This window comes from Microbacterium sp. S308A+ (assembly GCF_049800815.1).
GTDB lineage: Bacteria > Actinomycetota > Actinomycetes > Actinomycetales > Microbacteriaceae > Microbacterium.
This window is the reverse complement of record NZ_JBNAFT010000001.1, coordinates 394,405-415,824: the sequence shown is the minus strand read 5'-3', so window position 1 is coordinate 415,824 and position 21,420 is coordinate 394,405. Positions and strand designations below refer to the sequence as shown.

Below are 21,420 nucleotides of genomic sequence, written 5' to 3'. Positions count from 1 at the left end.
GCAAGAAACGAGGCCGCGATCGGACGATGTCGCTGGGCGCACATCTCGTCGAGCTCCGCAACCGGCTGTTCATCGCCGCTGCGGGGCTCGTCGTCGGGATGGTCGTCGCGTTCATCATCACGACTCCGGTCATCGACTACATCTCCGAGCCGATCAAGGTCGTCGCCCAGAGCCGTGGGGACGACTTCGCGAAGCTCAACTTCGGGACGGTCACAGCCGCGTTCGACATGAGGATGCGGATCGCCTTCGCTCTCGGCATCCTTTTGTCTGCACCGATCTGGCTCTGGCAGATCTGGGCCTTCATCATGCCCGGCCTGACCAAGAAGGAGATCCGTTACACCCTGTCGTTCGTCGGTGCGGCGGTGCCGCTCTTCTTCGCGGGGTGCTATGTCGCGCTGACGGTGATGCCGCACATCATCGAGCTGATGTACAACTTCACGCCTTCCGGGGGAGTGGCCGTGAACTTCTACAGCGCTCCGGAGTACTACGACTTCGTCTTCAAGCTGATGGTCGTCATCGGCGTCTCCTTCGTGCTGCCGGTCTTCCTCGTCGCTCTGAACGTCGCCGGCATCATGTCGGGCAGGGCGATCCTCAAAGGCTGGCGGGTGGCGATCCTGATCGCCACCGTCTTCGCCGCGCTGGCGACGCCCGCAGCTGACGTGGTGAGCATGCTCATGCTCGCCGGGATCCTGATCGTGCTGTATTTCGCGGCCGCCTCCCTGTCGCTGCTCTTCGACAAGAGGAAGAAGAAGCGTCAGGACGAGATCCTGGCGGAGCCCGCGGGATGACATCCTCTCCCGCCGACCGCTATGCGGCGGCGCGCGAGGCTCAGGACTTCCCGGAGACGGCGGCGTTCTCCGCGCGTCAGAAGTTCGACCTCGATGCGTTCCAGGTAGCGGGGTGTCACGCCCTGGAGCGGGGCCGGAGCGTCCTCGTGGCCGCTCCCACCGGGGCAGGCAAGACGGTCGTGGGGGAGTTCGCGATCTATCGTGCGATGCAGACTGCCGGGGACAAGGCCTTCTACACGACACCGATGAAGGCCCTGTCGAATCAGAAGTTCCGTGAGCTCGTCGATGCGTACGGCGCCGACGAGGTCGGTCTTCTCACTGGTGACGTCAACGTCAACGGCGGTGCACGTATCGTGGTCATGACCACCGAGGTGCTCCGCAACATGCTGTATGCGGACTCTCCTGCGCTGACGGGACTGCGCTACGTCGTGATGGACGAGGTCCATTACCTCGCCGATCGTTTTCGCGGCGCGGTGTGGGAAGAGGTCATCATCCACCTTCCGCCATCGGTACGGCTGGTCTCGCTGAGCGCCACGGTGTCGAACGCGGAGGAGTTCGGGGACTGGCTGGACACCGTCCGCGGCGGCACCGAGGTCGTCGTGTCCGAGACCCGCCCTGTCCCGCTGGAGCAGCACGTCCTCGTCCGGGACGATCTGCTTCCGCTGTTCGACGACCGAGCAGGCGTGGCGACGGCGCACGTGAATCAGGAGCTCATGCGCATTCGCTCCTTCGGGGGCTCGGTCCACGAGAGCAACCGTCGCGCGCAAGAGTACCGCAGCAAGCGACACGCGGGCGTACAGACGCCGCGGCCGCAACGGGGCGGGAGGCGACCCGTGCGGTCGGCGAACGTGCGACGGATCGAACGGCTCGACCGCCCTCAGGTCGTCGAGCTCCTGGAGCGAGCGAATCTCCTCCCCGCGATCTTCTTCATCTTCAGCCGCGCAGGCTGTGATGCGGCCGTGCAGCAGGTCCGTCGCTCCGGTCTCCGACTGACCTCCTCAGAGGAGCGCAAGGAGATCCGGGAGACGATCGAGGACCGGATGCGCACGCTCCGCGACGAGGACCTGGGCGTTCTCGGCTACTGGGATTGGCTCGACAATCTCGAGCGCGGCGTCGCCGCGCACCACGCGGGTCTCCTTCCCGCCTTCAAGGAGGTCGTGGAGGAGCTCTTCCAACGCCGGCTTCTCAAAGCGGTCTTCGCGACGGAGACGCTTGCCCTCGGCATCAACATGCCCGCTCGCACCGTCGTTCTGGAACGGATGGAGAAGTTCAACGGCGAGGCGCGCGTGGCCATCACGTCGGGGGAGTACACCCAGCTCACCGGACGTGCCGGGCGGCGAGGGATCGACGTCGAAGGACACGCGGTCGTGCAGTGGACCGAGGGCATGGACCCTCAGGCGGTGGCTGCACTCGCATCGCGTCGCACTTATCCGCTGAACTCCAGCTTCCGCCCGACCTACAACATGGCCGTGAACCTCCTGGAGCGTTTCGGCCGCGCGCGGTCCCGGCAGGTGTTGGAATCCTCGTTCGCGCAGTTCCAGGCGGACCGTGCGGTGGTCGGTCTGGCCAGGTCCGTCCGCGAGGCCGAGACGTCGCTGGAGGGGTATCGGACCGCCATGAGATGCGATCGCGGCGACTTTCTCGAGTATTCGAGACTGCGTCGTGAGCTCAGCGATCTCGAGAAAAAGAACCGAGCCGACGGACAGGCTTCTCGCACGGTGCGCGAGAAGCGCCTGCGTCGCATCGATGACCTCCGGCGGACCCTTCAGCGGCATTCCTGCCATCGATGTCCGGACCGCGAGGCGCACGCCCGCTGGGCGGAGCGTTACTGGAAGCTCCGCCACGAGACCGACCGCACCCGGCGTCAGATCGAGAACCGGACCGGGACGGTCGCACGGGTGTTCGACCGGGTCCTCGACGTGCTCCAGGCCGTCGGATACGTCGAAGGCACGGGCGTGGGACTGAAGCTGACTGCGGCGGGACGCACGATGCAGCGCATCTACGGCGAGCGTGACCTTCTTGTGGCGGAGGCGCTCCGGCGCGGCCTCTGGGACGGTCTGGATGCGCCTTCGCTGGCGGCGATGGCCTGCGGGCTCGTGTACGAGCCTCGACGGGAAGACGGTGGCGCCGATCCGCGCGGCCTTCCCCGCGGCCGCTTCCGGATCTCTTGGGACGACACCCTGACACTCTGGGCGGAGCTTGACGACCTGGAGAAGGACAACCGCCTGCCCGGCTCCGAACAGCCGTCCGCGGGCCTCTCCGCCGCGATGCACGCCTGGGCCCGCGGAGGGGCTCTCGAACACGTGCTGCAGGAGGCGGACCTCGCCGCGGGCGACTTCGTCCGATGGGCGAAGCAGACGATCGACCTCCTCGATCAGCTGTCTGTCGTGGCTTCGTCTGCTGAGCTCGCCCGCACCGCGCGCACCGCCCTCGACGGCGTACGGCGGGGTATCGTCGCCTACTCGTCGATGTGAATCCCATGACCGCCATTGACTCCGCCGACACTTCCGAGACGGTCGAGAAGGACGCCGCCGCGGATGACGCGCTCGTGCCACTCTGGGCCGCCGTGCTCATCGCGGCCGCATCCGGCGGAGCAATGGCCCTGGCTTACCCCGGCGCGGCGCTATGGCTCCTGGCCTTCCCCGCGGTGGCGCTGCTGCTGATCTCTCTGATCGGCCGGCGCGTGGGCGGCGCGCTCCTGGTCGGCGCGGTGTTCGGCCTGGTCTTCTCGTTCCTCCTGTACTCATGGGCCGGGCGCTATCTGGGACCGATCCCTTGGGCGGCTCTCAGCGGACTGGAGGGAGCGCTGACAGCGCTAGCGACGATCCCTGTCACTCTGGCGTACCGCTGGTTCCCCCGGCTCTTCCGACGATCGGCCGTACGCCCGCTCGTCGTCTCCACCGCGGTCGCTGCACTCTGGACGGGGAGGGAGCTTTTCCTCGGTTCGTGGCCTTACGGCGGGCTTCCCTGGGCACGGATCGCCTATGTGCTCTCCGACACCCCCGCCGCGCGGATATCGTCGTGGGTCGGGGTGACCGGTCTCAGCTTCCTGATGGTCTTCCTCGTCGCGCTGTGCGTCGAGCCGCTGCGGGAAAGGACGAGGCCAGGATGGCGGTCGGGGATCGCGCCCGCCATCATCGTCGTGATCCTCGCCTTCGCTCCTGCCTTTCCTACGGCGAGCCCCGGGACGCTTCGCATCGGAGCGGTGCAGGGCAACGGACCGGCGGGATACTTCGATGTTCGTGAGCCTCTGGCGGTCCTCGGAGCGCAGACGGCGACGACGACGCCGATCCTGGACGAGCGGATGGACCTTCTCGTGTGGCCTGAGGGCGGAGTCGACGCCGACCCGTTCCAGAACGGCACGGCCGCACGCACCCTCACCCGGCTGGCGGATCGCCTCGGAGCCCCTGTCCTGGCGAACGCCGCGACAGGAGACGACCAGAAGTTCTACAACACCTCTTTCCTCTGGCCGGTGGACGCGCCGGCGGGGATGACCAGGGGCGACGTGCAGACACATGCGAAGCGCCATCCTGTGCCGTTCGGCGAGTACGTCCCGGACCGGCCGTTCTTCAACGCGATCGTTCCCGACCTCATCGGCCTGATCCAGCGAGAGTACGCGCCGGGAGACGATCCGCCTGTCGTGAAGGTGGGGGAGCGGACCGTCGGCCTCGCGATCTGTTTCGACGTGATCTACGACGAGGTGATCCGCGAGGGGATCGGCGCCGGCGCCGACGTGCTGGTCTTCCAGACCAACAACGCCGATTTCCGGGGCACCGTCGAGAACCTCCAGCAGCTCGGCATCGCCCGGATGAGGGCAGTGGAGACCGGCCGGTCGGTCGTGAACATCTCAACGGTCGGGACGAGTCAGGTCATCCGCCCGGACGGATCGACGCAGGCCGCCATGCATGCAGATCGCCCCGGTACGATGCTCGAGGAGGTCGAGCTTCGTACCGGGGCGACAGCAGGGGTGATGATCGGTCCTGCCCTGGAGCAGATCCTGCTCTGGGGCGGTCTGCTCGCGATCGTGTCGGCGGGAGTCCTCGCGCGCACACGCCGGGCGTGAGGGGGACGCTCAGGCGCCGATCTTCTCGCGGGTCGGATCGTCTCCGGCGCCTCGGCGGGCGCGGATGTAGGCGAGGCGCTCCTCGAGGAGCTCCTCGAGCTCGGCGCGGGAACGGCGCTCGAGCAGCATGTCCCAGTGAGTGCGTGCGGTCTTGTCATCGCCGTCCTCGAGGTCGACGGACTTGCCGTCGACCTGGAGGCGGGCGTCCGCGCCGCAGGAACGGCATTCCCAGGTGGCCGGCGCCTCGGCGTCGGCGGCGAACATGAGCGTGGTGACGTGTCCGCACGCGTCGCACACGTACGACGTCTGCTGACGCTCCATGAAGACGACGCCTTCTTCGCTCTGCAGGCTCTGAGCGCCGAGTCGTATGCCGCGAAGGCTGCGATCTGCCATTGTGTGGTCCTCTCGTCGTCCTCAGGTATAGCGCGTCAAACTGTACGCTTCATCCGAGCAACGCATGACGAGGCTGACACTCTCGCCAGGACGAGGCTCATCCCGTGCGAAGAGCCTCGATCGCGACATCGGCGCGGTCGGTGACGATGCCGTCGACCCCCGCCGCGACCAGCGCCCGCATGCGGCTCGGATCGTTCACGGTCCAGACGTGGACCTCGACGTCGAGCTCATGCGCGAGACGGAGAAGCGCCGGGGTGAGGACGCGCACAGCGCCGAAGCGTTCGGGAACCTGGACCGCGTCCACCCCGCGGAGGGCACGGCGGGCGAGCGCGCTCGAGCCGGCGGCAGCGGCGGCACGGAGAAGCGCGATCGTGCGTCGGCCGGGGGAGACGGCGGGGGAGGATCCGGAGGAGCGGAGCGCGCTCTGCACTGCGAGGCGACGGATCCGGTCTGAGAAGCTCGTCAGGAGCACCCTATGCGCATGCGCGCCGGCGACGCTGCCGGCCGCTTCGGCGGCATCAAGCTCTTTGACATCGACATTGAAGCGGAGGGTGGGGAACGTCTCCAGTGCCTCCTCCAGGGTGAGGAGGCCCCCGCGCTCGGCGAAGAGCTGTGCGAGCTCGGCGGTCCGGACTTCGCGTAGCGGCCGGGGATCGTCCAAGAGCCGGGTCAGCGTCTCGTCGTGGAAGAGCACCACATCTCCGTCCGCGGTCCGCCGGCAGTCGGTCTCGACGTACTCGACGCCGGCCGCGTGGGCGGCGGCGAACGCCAAGGCCGAGTTCTCGAACACGGATGGATCCCCGCCCGGTGCGGCGGTGAGGCCGCGATGGGCGAGGATCCGCGGCGTCAGAGCGCCGTTGAGATAGCCGTGTGTCACGCGTTGCCCGCCGGCGGGGGCGTCTGCCCGCCGCGGGGGCTGAAGGCGCCGCCGAAGTTCTTGAGCGCCTCGGTGAACTCGCTCGGGATGATCCAGAGCTTGCTCGACTGGCTCTCGCTGATCTTCGGAAGCATCTGCAGGTACTGGTAGGCGAGCAGCTTGTCGTCCGGCTGCCCCTGATGGATGGCGTTGAAGACGTTCTGGATGGCCTCCGCCTCGCCCTGGGCGCGCAGCACAGCAGCCTGTTTGTCGCCCTCGGCGCGAAGGATCTCCGCCTGGCGTCGTCCCTCCGCTTCCAGGATCTGCGATTGCTTGGAACCCTCGGCGGTCAGGATAGCCGCGCGGCGATCCCGTTCCGCGCGCATCTGCTTCTCCATCGAGTCCTGGATGGAGACGGGCGGGTCGATGGCCTTCAGCTCGACGCGCGAGACGCGGATTCCCCACTTGCCCGTCGCCTCGTCGAGCACGACACGCAGCTGGCCGTTGATCTCATCGCGGCTGGTGAGCGCCTCCTCCAGGTTGAGGCCACCGACGACGTTGCGGAGGGTCGTGGTGGTGAGCTGCTCGACGGCGCCGAGATAGTTCGCGATCTCATAGGTCGCGGCGCGAGCGTCGGTGACCTGGAAGTAGACGACCGTGTCGATCGAGACGACGAGGTTGTCCTCGGTGATCACCGGCTGCGGCGGAAAGGACACGACCTGCTCGCGCATGTCGATGAGCGGGCGGAGGCGATCGATGAAGGGAACCAGCAGATTCAGCCCCGGCGTGAGGGTCTTGTGATAGCGGCCGAGCCGCTCCACGACGCCGGCGGTCGCCTGGGGGATGATCCGAACGGAGCGGACGATCGTCACCAGGACGAAGATGATGACGGCGATGGCGAGGATCCACCCGATCGCGGCCGGGATGAAGGACGTGTTGTCCATGGGCGGCTGCTCCTGATTCCTAGTCGTGTGCGGAACGGACGTATGCGGTGGCCCCCTCGATCCGGCTCACCGTCACGGGAGATCCGGGGGAGAGAGGGGCGGCGGGCACGTCGGATGCGATGCGAGCGGTCCAGGTGTCCCCGTTGCTGAGCTTCACCTGACCGGTGAGGGCGCTCACCTCGAGCAGCACGACCCCGTGAAGTCCGATCAGCGCCTCGACGTTCGACTTCGTGGCGTCCTCGCCCCGGTGGAGCCGGCGGAGCAGCGGAGGTCGCAGAAGCAGGATGAACGCCGCCGCGGCGATCGCCGCGATGATCACCTGCGCCCAGAACGGAAGGCCCGTGACGTCAGACAGGAGTCCGACGGCGCTGCCGAGCGCGAGCATCAGGAAGGTGAAGTCGAGGGTGAGCATCTCGACGACGAGGAAGACCGCGATGAGCACGAGCCAGCCGATCCATGCCCAGTTCTCCACCAGCTGCAGAATCCCGTCCATGCTCCCTTGCCCCTCGTTTTTGCCAACCTACCATGGGCTTTCCCGCGTACGAGCGCCATGGCGCGCGGCGGGGAGGCGACGCAGGGATCGTCGACGACAGGCCCCGTTGCTAGGCTGAGAACTCCTGTTTCCCGGTGCCGTCGTGCCGTCATCACCTTCCTGAGGAGCCATCGTGGTCGAGCCCCTGCTGCCTGCCGAATCCCTGACCGGCAAAGTCGCTCTCGTCACCGGCTCGTCCCGAGGGATCGGCGCCGACACGATCCGCTACTTCGCCCACGCGGGCGCAGACGTCGTGATCAACTACCGGAACAAGGCGCCCCGTGCCGAGAAGCTGGCCACGGAAGTTCGCGAGCTCGGTCGCCGTGCGCTGGTCGTCGGGGCCGACCTCACCGAGCCTGCCTCGGTCGCCGAGATGTTCTCGGCGGTGAAGGCTGAGTTCGGCAAGCTTGACGTCCTGGTCCTCAACGCCTCGGGCGGCATGGAGTCCGGCCTGGGCGAGGATTATGCGCTCCGCCTGAACCGCGACGCGCAGGTCAGCGTCTTGGAGACGGCGCTGCCGCTTCTCCGTGAGGGCGGGCGAGTCGTGTTCGTCACCAGCCACCAGGCTCATTTCATCCGCACGACGCCGACGATGCCGGAATACGAGCCGGTCGCGCTGTCGAAACGCGCCGGGGAGGACGCTCTCCGAGCCATGATCCCCGCGCTCGAGGAAAAGGGGCTCGAGTTCGTCGTCGTCTCGGGCGACATGATCGAGGGCACGATCACGGCCACCCTCCTCGAGCGAGCCAACCCGGGGGCGATCTCGCAGCGTCGGGAGTCGGCCGGGCGGCTCTACAACGTGGCGGAGTTCGCGGCAGAGGTCGCGGCAGCCGCCATCGAGCCGGTCCCGACCGACCACACGCGTCTCATCGGCGACGTGAGCGGCTTCGGGCGGGAGTGATCAGCCCACCCGATCCTTGACAGCGCTCGAGGCGCGGCCGAGGGCGATGCCGCGGGCGATCTGGACGACCCCGAGGACGACGGCCGAGATGCCGAGGATGATCCAGAGGATCGCGGCGGCGTACATCGGGGAGAAGAGGACCACGATCCCCGCGACGATGCTCAGCAGCGCGTAGAGGACCGTCCAGGTCTTCGTTCCGTCGCTGCCGAGCAACGTCAGAGCGACGAAACCCTCGAAGATCCAGCTGATGCCGATGAAGATCGCCACGACGAAGGCCAACGTCGCGGTCGCTGCGGTGAGGTTGGTGAACGCGATGATTCCGGCTGCGATGTAGAGCAGGCCGAGGAGGATGTGTCCGACGCGGACCCAACCGCCGCCAGAACCCGAGAAGATCCCGAGACCGAGATATACGATCCCGCCGACGACGAGGTACACGACGAAGATTCCGGTCACGACGACCGCGGTCTTCTCCGGCCAGATGAGGAGGACGGCGCCGGCGACCAGCGCGACGACGCCCGAGATCAGCAGGAAAGCACGAACGGACTTGACGAGGCTCTTCGCCTCCGCGAACGGTTCAGACATGGGGAGTCCCCTTTCTGGGAGAACACTGTGAGTGTTGCGTTACAGCGTAGCCTTCTGCCGTCGTCGCGGGGGAGCGGCGCCGTGGGAGGATCGTCGAATGACGTCGGATGATGCCGATCGGCTCCGCGACCTGATGGCTCTGCGCCGAGTACGTGATCGCATCGATCGCGAGTATGCCAGGCCGCTGGACGTCGAGGCTCTTGCACGAGGGGCGCACATGTCGGCCGGGCATCTGAGCCGGCAGTTCAAGCTCGTCTACGGTGAGCCGCCATACTCCTACCTCATGACGCGACGAATCGAGCGCGCGATGGCGCTGCTCCGTCGAGGAGACGTCACCGTGACGGAGGCGTGTTTCGAGGTCGGCTTCCAGTCCCTCGGCACTTTCAGCACACGCTTCTCCGAGCTGGTCGGCATGTCGCCGAGCGCCTATCGGCGAGATCCCGGGCTCGGCCCTGGCATCCCGTCATGGCTGGAGAAACAGGCGACGAGACCGATCAGGAATCGAGAAGCCGTGTCGGAGGGCGATGGGTAGCGTCGTTCGCATGGACATCACCATCAACGCCAGCTTCCTTGCTCACGTCGACGCCGAGGCCTCGCTCACCTTCTACCGGGACGTCCTCGGGTTCGAGGTCCGTAAGGACGTCGGATACCAGGACATGCGCTGGATCACCGTGGGGCCCAAGGGGCAGCCCGACACCGCGATCGTGCTCACGCCGCCTGCCGTCGACCCTGGGATCAACGAGGAGGAGCGAAAGACCGTCCTCGCTCTCATGGCGAAGGGCAGCTATGGCGGCGTCGTGCTCGCCACCTCAGACGTCGACGGCGCCTTCGCCGAGATCGAGAGCAGGGGCGCAGACGTGGTGCAGGAGCCGATCGACCAGCCCTACGGCATCCGCGATTGCGCATTCCGCGACCCTGCGGGCAACATGGTCCGTCTGCAGCAGTCCGTCTGAGAGAGGAAGAGGATGGCCGAGGAGCACCTTGCCGACACCCACGACACGATCCGGGTGCAGGGCGCACGGGAGAACAATCTCCGAGACGTGAGCATCGAACTCCCGAAAAGACGTCTGACGGTGTTCACCGGCGTCTCCGGGTCGGGAAAGAGCTCTCTCGTCTTCGACACGATCGCCGCGGAATCACGCCGGATGATCGATGAGACCTACAGCGCCTTCATCCAGGGGTTCATGCCGTCGGTGCCCCGCCCCGACGTCGACATCCTGGAAGGGCTCACCACCGCGATCATCGTCGATCAGGAGCGCCTCGGCGCGAACCCGCGGTCGACGGTGGGGACGGTGACGGACGCGAACGCGATGCTGCGCATCCTCTTCAGCCGGCTGGGGGATCCTCACATCGGCGGGCCGACCGCGTTCTCCTTCAACATCCCGACCCAGAAGGCCAGCGGTGTGATGACCGGGCCCGGGGGCGAGAAGAAGATCGTCAAGGACGCGATCTATCTCGGCGGGATGTGCCCGCGCTGCGAGGGCCGCGGCGCCGTGTCCGACCTCGATCTCGCGCAGGTCGTCGACGAGAGCAAGTCGTTGAACGACGGCGCGATCATGGTCCCCGGATACACGTCCGACGGCTGGATGGTCCGCCAGTTCGCCGAATCCGGCTTCTACCCAGCCGATAAGCCGATCTCGGCCTTCACGGACAAGCAGAGACAGCTCTTCCTCTACGGTGAGGTCACCAAGATCAAGGTGAATGGGATCAACATCACCTATGAGGGCCTGATCCCCAAGATCACGAAGTCGATGCTCTCGAAGGACATCGACGCCATGCAGCCGCACATCCGCGCCTTCGTCGAGCGCGTGGCGACGTTCGCCACCTGCCCGGAGTGCGAGGGCACCAGGCTGACCGAAGGGGCGCGGTCGTCGAGGATCGACGGGGTGAGCATCGCCGACGCGTGTCGGATGCAGGTGACCGATCTCGCCGCCTGGGTACGCGGGCTCGACAAGCCCGAGGCCGGGCCGCTGCTCTCGGCCCTCGGCGCGAACCTGGACGCGTTCGTCACCCTCGGACTCGGCTATCTGAGCCTCGACCGGCCGTCGGGGACGCTGTCCGGGGGAGAGGCGCAGCGGATCAAGATGCTGCGGCACCTCGGCTCCTCCCTCACGGACGTGACCTATGTCTTCGACGAGCCGACAGTCGGGCTCCACCCCCACGACATCCAGCGGATGAACCGCCTCCTCCTGCAGCTGAGGGACAAGGGGAACACGGTTCTCGTCGTCGAGCACAAACCGGAGACCATCGCGATCGCGGATCGCGTCGTCGACCTGGGGCCGGGGGCGGGCAGCGCCGGCGGGACCATCTGCTTCGAGGGTACGGTGGACGGCCTGCGAGCGAGCGGGACCCTCACCGGTCGTCACCTCGACGATCGCGCTTCGGTAAAGCCTGAAGTGCGCAGCGCCAAGGGCGCGATCGCCGTCCGAGGAGCCGACGACAACAACCTGCAGAACGTGGATGTCGATGTGCCGCTCGGCGTTCTCACCGTCGTGACCGGTGTCGCAGGATCCGGCAAGAGCTCCCTGGTCCACGGCTCGGTCGGCGGACGGGAGGGAGTGGTCTCGATCGATCAAGGCGCCATCCGCGGATCTCGTCGGAGCAACCCCGCGACCTACACGGGACTCCTGGAGCCGATTCGGAAGGCGTTCGCGAAGGCCAACGGGGTCAAGCCCGCTCTGTTCAGCGCCAACTCCGAGGGCGCCTGCCCCACCTGCAAGGGTGCGGGAGTGATCGTCACCGAGCTCGGCTTCATGGACACCGTGGAGTCACCCTGCGAGGACTGCGGCGGGAAGCGGTTCCAAGCCGCCGTCCTCGAGTACACCCTGGGCGGGAAGGACATCACCCAGGTTCTGGACATGCCGGTGGCCGAGGCTCGTGACTTCTTCAGCCAGGGAGAGGCGAAGCTCGCTCCGGCAGAGGCGATCCTCACACGTCTCGCCGACGTCGGTCTGGGGTACCTCACGCTCGGGCAGCCGCTCTCGACCCTCTCCGGCGGAGAGCGGCAGAGGATCAAGCTCGCCGCCCAGATGGCGGATGGTGCCGAGGTCTACATCCTGGACGAGCCCACGACGGGGCTGCATCTCGCCGACGTGGAGAACCTCCTGGGACTCATGGACCGGCTGGTCGACTCCGGTAAGACGGTGATCGCGATCGAGCACCACCAGGCCGTCATGGCGCATGCCGACTGGATCATCGATCTCGGGCCCGGCGCGGGCCACGACGGCGGAAGGATCGTCTTCGAAGGCACACCCGCCGATCTCGTCGCCCGGAGGTCGACGCTGACGGGGGAGCACCTCGCCGAGTACGTCGGCGCCACACACGGCTAAGGCGGCGAGGACGCCATCAGGGGGAGGAGTTGTTTACCTCACTCCTCCTCCTGCGCGATCCGCGCCGCGGTGGCGACCAGATCCGCACTGTCCGCGGACGAGGTCGCGTTGATGACGAGATGGTCCGGCCCAGGGACCAGGAATCGCGGACCACCGTTCTGCACGACGAAGAGAGTGGAGACGTTGTCGCCGGCGATGAACTGGGCGCCGAGGCGTTGCATCTCCCGTTCCACAGCGGTGACGGCGTCGGCGGCGGCCGCGTGGGTCCTCCGGCACTGCTCTGGACTGATGCTCGATCTCGCTGCCTCGGCCACGATGTCGAAGCCGTAGGGCGCCAGCGCCGGAACAGCCTCATACCAGGCAGAGAGTCCGCGCAGATCGGTGACCTTTCCCTGGGCGGTCGCGAGATATGCGTTCATGTCCCTCGCGAATCCGCACTCGAGCAGCGACGGATCGCCGAGGGTCGCGTTGGCCACCTCGATCGCCGCGCGAAGCGCCTCGTCCGCGGCCACCGTGTCGAGTCCCGCATCCTCGAGCCTTCTCGCGTAGGCCGCGGCCTGGCTCTCGTCCTCGGCGATCACGACCGCCCGTGACATCGTTCTGCCTTCCTGTCCGGTCACGGCCTGCTCGACGTGCCTGACATCGGCCACGGTATGGCTGAGGGTCCCCAGGGAGTCCAGTTGGCTGTCGATGGGCACGACTCCTTGGGTGGACCAGTGGGCGGAGCCCGCACGATACCCTAGGACCCCCGCCTTCGCAGCGGGGGAGATGATCGAACCGATCGTCTCCGTGCCCAAGGCCAACGGAACGATCCCCAGCTGAACGGCCACAGCGCTTCCGGTGGACGATCCTTCCGGGTCGACGGTGAGCGGCCCAGCGGGGGAGAGGGTCTGCCCACCCATCGCGCTGAACCCATTGGGAAGCTTGGACCCGAGGTTGTAGGAGAGCTCGCTGAGGTTCGCGCGCCCGAGGATCACCGCCCCCGCCTCTCGCAGCCTCGCCACGACGGGGGAGTCAGCCGCCGCGACCTGGTCGGCCAGGGCGCCGCTTCCGGCGTCGTTCCTCAGCCCCTTCACCGCGGTGTTGCCTTTGACGAGGAGTATGGCGCCGGTCAGCGGACCGCCTCCGCGACCGGCGTCGAGGGCGTCTGCCTGGTCGAGCGCGGTCGGGTCGAGCTGGAGGACCGGTCGGTAGTACACCTCGGCCTGCACCATTTTGACCGTGGCCACGACGAGGTCGCGGACGGTGAGTCCGAGCCTCGCACGCGCCTCGCGGATCTCATCGACACTCTTGCCTTTGATCGCATCACGGATCGCGACGTATTGGCTCTCCGGCAAATTTGCTATAGCATCCTTGAATGGGGTGTAGTCCAGTGGTCTGGCGCCGGCGAAGGTGTTGACGACCTCGGTGAGTCGAAACTCGCCTGACATGAGCCGCGGCGGATCGATCGTCTCGCTCAGGGCCTCGGCGGTCGTGGCGGGTGCGCTGCAGCCGGCGATGGCGGCCAGCACCATCGCCGACATCGTCGCGACGAGTCGACGCCGTGGCATCCTCGGGGGCACGTTCTCGTTCTCCTTCTTGCTGCGAGAGCATCCGTCGGGTTCGGGTCTCGAAGAGTGCCCACGTTAACAGCGCGCGTCCGCGACAAGAACTCCGTGCCGTCTTGGGCGTGGATTTCGTCGCCCTCGCGGCATTGCCTGAGCGTCGGTCCCCATGTCGCCGATAATGCATATTATGTCAGATATGAAACCCATCCTGGAGGAGCTCAGGAAAGGAAACTGGCTTCTGCACCGCAGAGTGGGAACTATGCGCGCTGATGATCTGGACCTCCCCTTCGCGGTCACCGAGACCGGAGATTCCGAAGCTGAGCCTGTCCTCGTTCTTCCTGGCGGCCCATGCCGAGGCCCGGAGAATTTATGCGACCTTGAGTCGAGTCCGTCGCTACGATCACTCTATGAGAGTGAACCCTCGACATCGTGTCCTGGACCGCGTTTTCGAGGTCAGCATCGTCCTCAAAGGCATCAATGGCGTCCTGGAGCTGGTGGGTGGGCTCGCGCTCTTCTTCGTGGACCCGGTCGCGGTGCGCGCCTGGCTCTCCGGGATCACCGCACACTTCGTCATCGGACACGAGCACTCCCCCGTCTGGCAGTGGTTCCGGCATCTCGCCGACGCTCTGGACACGAAGGCCACGGTCTTCGCCGGCATCTATTTGCTCCTCCACGGCGTCATCAAGGTCGTGCTGGTGTGGGCGCTGTTGAAAGAGAAGCTGTGGGCCTACCCCTGGATGGTCGTCGCGTTGGCCGCCTTCATCGGCTACCAGTGTTACGAGCTGGTCATGCACTTCACCTGGGGCATGCTCGCGCTCACGGTCTTCGACCTGTTCATCGTCGGGCTGACGTTACGCGAGTGGCAACTGCATCGACGACGTCGTGCGATCGCCGAGCATACCGACGTCCCGCCCTCCTCGGGATCAAGCGACGTCGTCGATGTCCGAGACCCCGTCTAGCCAAGCACCACTTTGCCGCGTCGTGCTCAGGAAAGGCGACGGAACCAGCGATTGCCGGCGGCAGCCAGCCCGCTCCCCGCGGCGAGGATGGCCGCACTGCCGCCCAGGTAGGCGATCTGGAGAGGGGTCCTCTCATCGGTCGCGGTCACGAAGACCACACCGAGTGCCATGATCGCGACCACGGCGCTCGCCCCGAAGACCCACCAGAGCGCGTTCAGCGGTGAAGCAGAGGGATCCGCCTCGGGGACTCGCCAGAGGAGCAGGACGATACCGCTCAGACAGCCGCAGATCGCGACCACGAGGAAGGCCGCGATCACGTCGCTGGGCCGGTGCCACTGGCCGATCACGAGGAGGACGCCGACGGATACCGCGAACGCACCGCCGACGAGTGCCGCGACCGGGCGCCAGCGCGGCGTCGAGACGAGGAACACCGCGAACGCGGCGGCCGCCGCCACGGTCGCATGCCCGGACGGCAGCGAGTTGTGAAAGAAGTCCGTCGCGCCGGTATCCGTGCGTGTCAGCACCACGTGCTTGGCGAGCTCGGTCACCGATAGCGCTGTCGCGGCCGCCCCCAGCGCCACGGCAACGTGCTTGAATCGCCGCGTCACTCCGCCGACGAGCAGGATGAGCACCGCTCCCCCGCCGATCGCGAGCTCAGGCACGTGCTCGAGCAGTTTGACGGCGGCCCAGTGCACGAGGTCGTGCTGCTCGGCCGCGCCGTCGAAGGCGCGCGCATCGATGACCTGCCCGGTGTAGGTGCGTACGAACAGGACGTAGACGGCCCCGAACAGGAGGGAGAGGGCGATGACCCCGGCGACGAACGCTCCGATACCCCGCCTGTTCGTCATCTGCTCATCCTGCCGTGTCCGCCTGGGAGGAAGGTCGGGGCGTCCATCCTGGCCGAAGCGGCCAGGAGACGTTCGCACGATCCTCATCGGCCGCTGCGGACCACCCCTGCGCCGCATCGACGGTGTCGAAGCCTCCACGCGCGAGACGCATTCCGAGATCGTCGTGGTGCATGCGCGGACCGCCGCCACGTCTGGTCGAGGCCCGCACGCTCCACGGCTCGTCGGCGAAGCCGCCACCGCGGAAGACCCGGTAGTCACCGTATCGAGCGGGATCGAGCAGGTCCCAGCACCACTCCCACACGTTCCCTAGCGTGTCGAACAAGCCATGCAGATTCGGCTTCTTCCCGCCGACGTCCCGGGGAGCGGAGACGGCGTCACCGGCGGTCCATGCGACTTCCGAAAGGGGGCCGTACTGAGGAGCCCGTGAGCCGGCACGGCAGGCGTACTCCCATTCCGCCTCGGTCGGCAGGCGGAACCCATCGGCTTCGGTGCGCCAGCGCACCTCTTCACCGTCGAACCGATAGGCGGGCTCGAGGCCCTCCCATTCTGAGGCGGCGTTGCAGACGCGGATGGCGCGGAGCCAGGTCAGGTCGACGGCCGGACGCCGCGGATGCACGGCGCCGAGACCGAGGAGCTCGGCGACCTGTTCCTCGGTCACAGGGTAGACAGCGATCTCGAAAGGCTCAAGGGCGACCTCCCACCGGTGTCGCGCACGTGCGTCATGCAGTTCCACGGTCCCGCCGGGCAGAGGGACCAGGGCGATATCGTCCACCAGGGCACTCTATCGCCGCCGCCCACCCCGCTCCATGGACGGCCCTCCGTGCATACCGATGTCGGTGGCCGTTCCTAAGGTCGTGACATGCCGAAGACGATCTTCTACACGGCCGCAACGCTCAACGGTTTCCTGGCCGATCCCGACGACTCGCTCACATGGCTGCTCACCGTTCCGCAGGAGGATGTGACGGGAGACATCGAGGCGTTCACCTCCCGGATCGGCGTGCTGGTGGAGGGGTCCGCCACGTACGAGTGGACCGTCCGCGAGCACGACCTCCTTGCGCACCCCGCGCGGTGGCAGGAGTTATACGGAGATCGGCCCACCTATGTGTTCAGTTCCCGAGCGCTCCCCCTCGTCCCGGACGCCGACGTGCGCCTCGTCTCCGGATCGGTACGAGACCGCTTCGATGAGATCGCTCGCGCCGCGGGAGGCCGCGACATCTGGGTCGTGGGCGGCGGCGACCTTGCCGGGCAGTTCGCCGATGCAGGGCTTCTGGATGAGATCGTCGTCACGTTCGCTCCCGCGACCTTGGTTGCGGGGAAACCGCTGCTCCCCCGCGAGATCGGGCACGAGGGTCTATGCCTCGTCCGTGTGCGTCAGGTCGGTGCGTTCGCGGAGCTGACCTATCGGCTCTCGCCAGCGGAGCCCTCGACCGAACGGGCCTGAGGCGTTGAAGGCTCCCCCGCTGCCTCTCCCCCGGCACGACGCACGGCGAACACTCTCAGGAAGAATTGACAGAGAGGACCGACAAGCAGCGCAAATGCGACGGTTCCCACCCCGACCATGCCGCCGAGGAGCCACCCGATGACCACGACGGTCATCTCGATCGCCGTACGGACGATCCAGATCGGCGCGCCCAGTCGTCGGTGCAGACCGGTCATCAGCCCGTCCCGAGGGCCCGGCCCGAGATCCGCTCCGATGTACAGCCCGGTCGCGGCGGCGAGGATCCCGAGCCCGAGCACGAAGAACAGCACCTGCAGCCAGAGCTCATGGGCGACCGGGATCATACGGAGACCCACATCCGCGGAAGGCCCGACGCAGAGCGCGTTGAGCACCGTGCCGATGCCGGGACGTTGACGGATCGGAATCCACAGCAGCAGGACGACCGCGCTCACCATGATGGTGATCACGCCGAAGCTGAGCGGGAGTTGGCGAGTGAGCCCCTGAGTGAGCACATCCCACGGCGCGGCGCCGAGGCTCCCGCGGACGATGAACGCGATGCTGATGCCGTAGAGGAACAGACCGACGAGAAGCTGTGTGATGCGACGGATCAACCGCCTCGATGCCGGTCGCGCCGGTGTCACTCCGCTCCCCGCTCGGGGGACGAGGCGCCCTCGGTCCAGGCCGGGTGCTTCGGCCGACGCCCGTCGCCGGAGGAACGGCCTGTGACCCGTCGGACGATCCAGGGAGCGACGTGGGCACGGTAGTACTCCCATGAGCCGGCGCGCTCTGCGATGACGGCAGAGGTCGGCTTCCACCAGCTCGCCGGGGGCTCCATCCCGAGGGCGGCGAGCACGCGAGCAGCGACGCGATGATGCCCCGCGGCGTTCATGTGAAGACGATCCTCAGACCAGTACGGCGGGCGGCTGAGCTCACGATCGGGCCAGTTGAGGGCTCGTACGACATCGGGGCGAGAGGATACGCGGCGAAGCACAGCGGCGGAGAGCTCGTCTCCCCGTCGCTGGACGAGTCCTCCGAGGGGAAGCTGGCCTGCGGGATTCGCTCCGGAGAGGATGATCAACGTGGTCCCCGTCTCGTTGCAGCGGCGGAGGACGCGTGAGAACGCATCGGCGACGTGCTCGACATCCGTACGAGGACGCAGCATGTCGTTGCCGCCGGCGTTGAACGACAGGTGAGTCGGTGCGAGGGCGAGCGCAGGCTCCAGCTGTTCCTCGACGACGGGCCAGGCAAGCTTTCCTCGGATGGCGAGGTTGGCGTAGGAGACGGGCTGCCCGAGCGCATCGGCCCACCCCTGGGCGACGAGGTCCGCCCAACCGCGGACGCGTCCGTCAGGGAGCTCGTCACCGACGCCTTCGGAGAAGGAGTCTCCGATGGCGACGTAGCGGACAGAAGTCATCCGCCCAGCCTATTCCTCGTCGACGCTTGTGGTCTGTCACCGCAGATGACGTCAATGTGCGTCGAGCAGCCGACGGACCCGCGGGATCACCTCCGTGCCATAGAGCTCGATGCTCTGCATCATCGCCTCGTGCGAGAGGGTGCCCGTCGCGTACTTCAGGTCGAAGCGTCCGAGCCCGAGCGTCGTGACGGTGTCGGCGATCTTAGCGGCCACGCGATCAGGAGAACCGACGTAGAGCGCACCACCCGGACCGATGTCGTTCTGAAAACGCGCCCGGCTGTATGGAGGCCATCCGCGTTCCCTTCCGATCGTGTTGTTCATCGCCTCGAAGCCCTCGTAAGCCGCCTCCCAGGCCTCGTCATCGGTCGACGCGAGGTGCCCCGGGGAATGCGCGGACACGGGATGGGTCACCGTGCCGAAGCTCGTCGTGGAGCGGTGATACAGGTCGACGAGCGGGCGGAAGCGAGCGGCCGGGCCGCCGATGATCGCGAGCATCAGCCCCAGTCCATGCCGCGCCACACGCACGACCGACTCCGGGGTCCCGCCCACGCCGACCCAGGTCCGGAGCCCCTTCGCGGTCTTCGGGAACACATCGGCGTTCTCCAGAGGAGCACGGAGCGTCCCCCTCCAGGTGACCGGCTTCTCCTCGAGGAGCCGGACGAAGAGGTCCAGCTTCTCTTCGAAGAGCAGCTCGTAGTCGGCCAGGTCGTATCCGAAGAGCGGGAAGGACTCGATGAACGAGCCTCGGCCGAGAACGACCTCGGCACGTCCCTCCGACAGTGCGTCCAACGTCGCGAAGCGTTCGTAGACGCGCACCGGGTCGTCCGAGGACAGCACGGTGACCGCGGTTCCCAGTCGGATGCGCTCGGTCCTGGCAGCGATGGCCGCGAGCACCATCTCAGGGCTCGAGACGGCGAACTCCCTCCGATGATGCTCCCCCACTCCGAAGAAGTCCACGCCGACCCGGTCGGCGAGCTCTGCCTGCGCCACGACATTGCGGATCGTCTCCGCCCCGCTCAACAGCACGCCTTCGGGCGTACGCGTGACATCCCCGAATGTGTCGAGTCCGAATTCCAGGCCCATCACCGATCCTTCCATTCAGTTGAATGAAACCTCGGTGAGGGGACGAGAATTCCCGTCAGCCGAGCAGAGCGCGCCGAAGCGTGTCGAGGCCGACCCCGCCGATGTCGAGGGCGCGCTTGTGGAACTCCTTGATCGAGAACGACCTGCCGCGGGCGGCCGCGTATTCGTCGCGCACCTGCTCCCAGATGCGCTGACCGACCTTGTAGGACGGCGCCTGGCCGGGCCAGCCCAGATAACGGTTCACCTCGAACTGGCGGAAGCCGTCGTTCATGTTCACGTTCCGTCGCATCATCTCGAGCGCGTAGTCGTGATCCCAAACCCCCTCGCCGTCGAGACGGGGCTTGCCCAGATGGACGCCGATGTCGAGGACGACGCGGAGCGCCCGCATCCGCTGGCCGTCGAGCATGCCGAGACGATCGGCCGGATCGTCAAGGTATCCGAGCTGCTCCATGAGCCGCTCCGCATAGAGCGCCCATCCCTCCGCATGGCCCGACGTCCCCGCGAGCAGACGACGCCAGGTGTTCAGCTCCGCGCGGTTGTAGGTCGCCTGGGCGATCTGCAGGTGATGCCCGGGAACGCCCTCGTGATAGACGGTCGTGAGCTCGCGCCAGGTGTCGAACTCGGTGACCCCCTCGGGCACCGACCACCACATTCGGCCAGGACGAGAGAAGTCGTCGGTCGGGCCGGTGTAGTAGATCCCGCCTTCCTGAGTGGGCGCGATCATGCATTCCAGGCGGCGGATCTGCTCTGGGATGTCGAAGTGGGTGGCGCCGAGGTCGGCGATCGCACGATCGCTGGTCTCCTGCATCCACCGTTGCAGGGCATCGGTGCCGATGAGGCGCCGAGACGGATCGGCTTCGAGGTGGGCGATGGCCTCTTCGACCGTGCCTCCAGGCACGATCTCCTGCGCGATGGAGGTCTGCTCGGCGATCATCCGCGCGAGCTCCTCGCGCCCCCACTCGTACGTCTCGTCGAGATCGATCGTCGCCCCGAGGAAACGGCGGGACGAGAGCGCATAGAGCTCGCGGCCGACCGCATCCTGCTCCCCCGCCGCCGGGGCGAGCTCTGTGGTGAGGAACAGCCGCAGCTCGTCGTAGGCGACACGCGCCGCCGCCGCACGATCAGCGAGATCCCGAGCGAGCGAGGCAGGCAGCTGGCCTTCCTCCGGAGCTGCGTCCGCGACGAACGCGGCGAAGAAGCCGTCGTCGGCCGTGTAACGGGCGACCTGTGTCGCCACCTCGACGACCTGGCGTCGGGCGGGCACGACCCCGCGGGTGATCCCCTCGCGCAGGGTGGCGGTGTACCCGCGGAGCGCATCGGGGACAGCTCCGAGTCGTTCGGCGACCACCGCCCAGTCATCGACCGTCGCCGTGGGCATGAGGTCGAACGCCTGACGGACGTCCTGAGCGGCCGAGGCTATCACGTTGAGATCGCGGAGATGCCACTGCGCCTGATCGAGCTCGAGGGCGAGACGCAGCTCGGCGCCGAGGTCGGCCTGTGTCACCACGTCGATCGCATCCGACGGCTCCAACCCCTCCAGCGCGGCGAGAGCCCTTTTCGTCGCCTCGATTCCGCGGGCATGCCCGTCCGGGCTCAGGTCGTCAAGTCGTCCGTTCGCCTCGTTGCGCCCGATGTACGTCGCGGTGATCGGCGAGAGGTCGACGAGCGTGTCGACCCATTCCTCCGCCACCTTGTCGATCGCGGTCGGGACCCGGGTTCCGGGGGTGTGGGAAGTCATGGGTT

21 protein-coding genes are annotated in these 21,420 nt (G+C 67.2%); 9 read left to right on the top strand and 12 right to left on the bottom strand.

Features of this window, described 5'->3' with window-relative positions:
• The first annotated feature begins 26 nt into the window (after window positions 1-26).
• The 3 genes from tatC to lnt are packed head-to-tail and all read left to right on the top strand — an operon-like array spanning window position 27 to window position 4,851.
• Window positions 27-788, top strand: coding sequence for a twin-arginine translocase subunit TatC (tatC, locus tag ACP15J_RS01930; protein ID WP_424980868.1), 762 nt, complete (start codon window positions 27-29; stop codon window positions 786-788).
• On the top strand, window positions 785-3,262 hold the full coding sequence (locus tag ACP15J_RS01925) for a DEAD/DEAH box helicase (protein WP_424935719.1): 2,478 nt from the start codon (window positions 785-787) through the stop codon (window positions 3,260-3,262). The genes tatC and ACP15J_RS01925 overlap by 4 nt, the downstream gene beginning before the upstream one ends.
• A gap of 5 nt (window positions 3,263-3,267) precedes the next feature.
• Window positions 3,268-4,851, top strand: a complete 1,584-nt coding sequence (gene lnt / locus ACP15J_RS01920) for an apolipoprotein N-acyltransferase (protein WP_424935720.1) — start codon at window positions 3,268-3,270, stop codon at window positions 4,849-4,851.
• A 9-nt stretch (window positions 4,852-4,860) separates the two neighbouring features.
• Here lnt and ACP15J_RS01915 read toward each other — a convergent pair whose 3' ends face one another.
• The 4 genes from ACP15J_RS01915 to ACP15J_RS01900 all read right to left on the bottom strand — a co-directional run bounded on the left by ACP15J_RS01915 (window position 4,861) and on the right by ACP15J_RS01900 (window position 7,537).
• Window positions 4,861-5,244: an RNA polymerase-binding protein RbpA gene (locus ACP15J_RS01915; RefSeq protein ID WP_424935721.1), complete on the bottom strand. Its 384-nt coding sequence runs from the start codon at window positions 5,242-5,244 to the stop codon at window positions 4,861-4,863.
• Window positions 5,245-5,341: 97 nt separating this feature from the next.
• On the bottom strand, window positions 5,342-6,121 hold the full coding sequence (locus ACP15J_RS01910; RefSeq protein WP_424935722.1) for a glycerophosphodiester phosphodiesterase family protein: 780 nt from the start codon (window positions 6,119-6,121) through the stop codon (window positions 5,342-5,344).
• Complete coding sequence (locus tag ACP15J_RS01905; protein WP_424935723.1) at window positions 6,118-7,044, bottom strand: SPFH domain-containing protein; 927 nt, start codon at window positions 7,042-7,044, stop codon at window positions 6,118-6,120. The genes ACP15J_RS01910 and ACP15J_RS01905 overlap by 4 nt, the downstream gene beginning before the upstream one ends.
• A 19-nt stretch (window positions 7,045-7,063) precedes the next feature.
• A complete protein-coding gene (locus ACP15J_RS01900) occupies window positions 7,064-7,537 on the bottom strand; it encodes an NfeD family protein (protein ID WP_197219994.1) in 474 nt (157 codons plus the stop codon).
• 172 nt (window positions 7,538-7,709) lie between these two features.
• Here ACP15J_RS01900 and ACP15J_RS01895 point away from each other — a divergent pair, with 172 nt between their 5' ends.
• Entirely contained in the window at window positions 7,710-8,477 is a 768-nt protein-coding gene (locus ACP15J_RS01895; RefSeq protein WP_424935724.1) for an SDR family oxidoreductase, read from the top strand.
• On the opposite strand, the gene ACP15J_RS01890 is transcribed toward ACP15J_RS01895, so the two are convergent.
• Window positions 8,478-9,059 carry a DUF308 domain-containing protein gene (locus ACP15J_RS01890; protein WP_197220198.1) on the bottom strand — a complete coding sequence of 194 codons (582 nt, stop codon included), beginning with the start codon at window positions 9,057-9,059 and terminating at the stop codon, window positions 8,478-8,480.
• A 97-nt stretch (window positions 9,060-9,156) separates the two neighbouring features.
• On the opposite strand from ACP15J_RS01890, the gene ACP15J_RS01885 reads away from it, so the two are divergent.
• The 3 genes from ACP15J_RS01885 to ACP15J_RS01875 are packed head-to-tail and all read left to right on the top strand — an operon-like array spanning window position 9,157 to window position 12,388.
• The gene (locus ACP15J_RS01885; protein WP_197220197.1) at window positions 9,157-9,591 is read left to right on the top strand and encodes a helix-turn-helix domain-containing protein; all 435 of its coding nucleotides are present in this window, start codon (window positions 9,157-9,159) and stop codon (window positions 9,589-9,591) included.
• Between the two features lie 10 nt (window positions 9,592-9,601).
• Window positions 9,602-10,012, top strand: a complete 411-nt coding sequence (locus tag ACP15J_RS01880; protein ID WP_197220196.1) for a VOC family protein — start codon at window positions 9,602-9,604, stop codon at window positions 10,010-10,012.
• 12 nt (window positions 10,013-10,024) lie between these two features.
• Entirely contained in the window at window positions 10,025-12,388 is a 2,364-nt protein-coding gene (locus ACP15J_RS01875; protein ID WP_424935725.1) for an ATP-binding cassette domain-containing protein, read from the top strand.
• A gap of 38 nt (window positions 12,389-12,426) precedes the next feature.
• Here the strand turns inward: ACP15J_RS01875 and ACP15J_RS01870 are convergent, their stop codons facing one another.
• Entirely contained in the window at window positions 12,427-13,938 is a 1,512-nt protein-coding gene (locus ACP15J_RS01870; protein WP_424980827.1) for an amidase family protein, read from the bottom strand.
• 404 nt (window positions 13,939-14,342) lie between these two features.
• On the opposite strand from ACP15J_RS01870, the gene ACP15J_RS01865 reads away from it, so the two are divergent.
• Complete coding sequence (locus tag ACP15J_RS01865) at window positions 14,343-14,894, top strand: DUF2127 domain-containing protein (RefSeq protein WP_424935727.1); 552 nt, start codon at window positions 14,343-14,345, stop codon at window positions 14,892-14,894.
• Window positions 14,895-14,920: 26 nt separating this feature from the next.
• On the opposite strand, the gene ACP15J_RS01860 is transcribed toward ACP15J_RS01865, so the two are convergent.
• Complete coding sequence (locus tag ACP15J_RS01860) at window positions 14,921-15,742, bottom strand: phosphatase PAP2 family protein (protein WP_424935728.1); 822 nt, start codon at window positions 15,740-15,742, stop codon at window positions 14,921-14,923.
• A 4-nt stretch (window positions 15,743-15,746) separates the two neighbouring features.
• Window positions 15,747-16,514 (bottom strand): formylglycine-generating enzyme family protein, encoded by a 768-nt coding sequence (locus ACP15J_RS01855; RefSeq protein ID WP_424935729.1) that lies wholly within the window; start codon window positions 16,512-16,514, stop codon window positions 15,747-15,749.
• 87 nt (window positions 16,515-16,601) lie between these two features.
• Here ACP15J_RS01855 and ACP15J_RS01850 point away from each other — a divergent pair, with 87 nt between their 5' ends.
• Window positions 16,602-17,183 (top strand): dihydrofolate reductase family protein, encoded by a 582-nt coding sequence (locus tag ACP15J_RS01850; RefSeq protein WP_197220239.1) that lies wholly within the window; start codon window positions 16,602-16,604, stop codon window positions 17,181-17,183.
• Here ACP15J_RS01850 and ACP15J_RS01845 read toward each other — a convergent pair.
• The 4 genes from ACP15J_RS01845 to ACP15J_RS01830 are packed head-to-tail and all read right to left on the bottom strand — an operon-like array spanning window position 17,141 to window position 21,415.
• Window positions 17,141-17,791, bottom strand: coding sequence for a YczE/YyaS/YitT family protein (locus tag ACP15J_RS01845; protein WP_424935730.1), 651 nt, complete (start codon window positions 17,789-17,791; stop codon window positions 17,141-17,143). The two genes, ACP15J_RS01850 and ACP15J_RS01845, sit on opposite strands and share 43 nt — an antisense overlap.
• A 26-nt stretch (window positions 17,792-17,817) precedes the next feature.
• Window positions 17,818-18,594, bottom strand: coding sequence for an SGNH/GDSL hydrolase family protein (locus tag ACP15J_RS01840; protein WP_424935731.1), 777 nt, complete (start codon window positions 18,592-18,594; stop codon window positions 17,818-17,820).
• A gap of 51 nt (window positions 18,595-18,645) precedes the next feature.
• The gene (locus tag ACP15J_RS01835) at window positions 18,646-19,677 is read right to left on the bottom strand and encodes an LLM class flavin-dependent oxidoreductase (protein ID WP_424935732.1); all 1,032 of its coding nucleotides are present in this window, start codon (window positions 19,675-19,677) and stop codon (window positions 18,646-18,648) included.
• Window positions 19,678-19,732: 55 nt separating this feature from the next.
• Complete coding sequence (locus tag ACP15J_RS01830; protein WP_424935733.1) at window positions 19,733-21,415, bottom strand: DUF885 domain-containing protein; 1,683 nt, start codon at window positions 21,413-21,415, stop codon at window positions 19,733-19,735.
• Between the last annotated feature and the right edge of the window lie 5 nt (window positions 21,416-21,420).

What these genes read in the sequence shown, in the direction of transcription:
- tatC (WP_424980868.1), top strand. Translation starts at nt 27, where the DNA reads ATGTCGCTGGGCGCACATCTCGTCGAGCTCCGCAACCGGCTGTTCATC.
- ACP15J_RS01925 (WP_424935719.1), top strand. Translation starts at nt 785, where the DNA reads ATGACATCCTCTCCCGCCGACCGCTATGCGGCGGCGCGCGAGGCTCAG.
- lnt (WP_424935720.1), top strand. Translation starts at nt 3,268, where the DNA reads ATGACCGCCATTGACTCCGCCGACACTTCCGAGACGGTCGAGAAGGAC.
- ACP15J_RS01915 (WP_424935721.1), bottom strand. Translation starts at nt 5,244, where the DNA reads ATGGCAGATCGCAGCCTTCGCGGCATACGACTCGGCGCTCAGAGCCTG.
- ACP15J_RS01905 (WP_424935723.1), bottom strand. Translation starts at nt 7,044, where the DNA reads ATGGACAACACGTCCTTCATCCCGGCCGCGATCGGGTGGATCCTCGCC.
- ACP15J_RS01900 (WP_197219994.1), bottom strand. Translation starts at nt 7,537, where the DNA reads ATGGACGGGATTCTGCAGCTGGTGGAGAACTGGGCATGGATCGGCTGG.
- ACP15J_RS01890 (WP_197220198.1), bottom strand. Translation starts at nt 9,059, where the DNA reads ATGTCTGAACCGTTCGCGGAGGCGAAGAGCCTCGTCAAGTCCGTTCGT.
- ACP15J_RS01885 (WP_197220197.1), top strand. Translation starts at nt 9,157, where the DNA reads ATGACGTCGGATGATGCCGATCGGCTCCGCGACCTGATGGCTCTGCGC.
- ACP15J_RS01880 (WP_197220196.1), top strand. Translation starts at nt 9,602, where the DNA reads ATGGACATCACCATCAACGCCAGCTTCCTTGCTCACGTCGACGCCGAG.
- ACP15J_RS01875 (WP_424935725.1), top strand. Translation starts at nt 10,025, where the DNA reads ATGGCCGAGGAGCACCTTGCCGACACCCACGACACGATCCGGGTGCAG.
- ACP15J_RS01870 (WP_424980827.1), bottom strand. Translation starts at nt 13,938, where the DNA reads ATGCCACGGCGTCGACTCGTCGCGACGATGTCGGCGATGGTGCTGGCC.
- ACP15J_RS01865 (WP_424935727.1), top strand. Translation starts at nt 14,343, where the DNA reads ATGAGAGTGAACCCTCGACATCGTGTCCTGGACCGCGTTTTCGAGGTC.
- ACP15J_RS01860 (WP_424935728.1), bottom strand. Translation starts at nt 15,742, where the DNA reads ATGACGAACAGGCGGGGTATCGGAGCGTTCGTCGCCGGGGTCATCGCC.
- ACP15J_RS01850 (WP_197220239.1), top strand. Translation starts at nt 16,602, where the DNA reads ATGCCGAAGACGATCTTCTACACGGCCGCAACGCTCAACGGTTTCCTG.
- ACP15J_RS01840 (WP_424935731.1), bottom strand. Translation starts at nt 18,594, where the DNA reads ATGACTTCTGTCCGCTACGTCGCCATCGGAGACTCCTTCTCCGAAGGC.
- ACP15J_RS01835 (WP_424935732.1), bottom strand. Translation starts at nt 19,677, where the DNA reads ATGGGCCTGGAATTCGGACTCGACACATTCGGGGATGTCACGCGTACG.
- ACP15J_RS01830 (WP_424935733.1), bottom strand. Translation starts at nt 21,415, where the DNA reads ATGACTTCCCACACCCCCGGAACCCGGGTCCCGACCGCGATCGACAAG.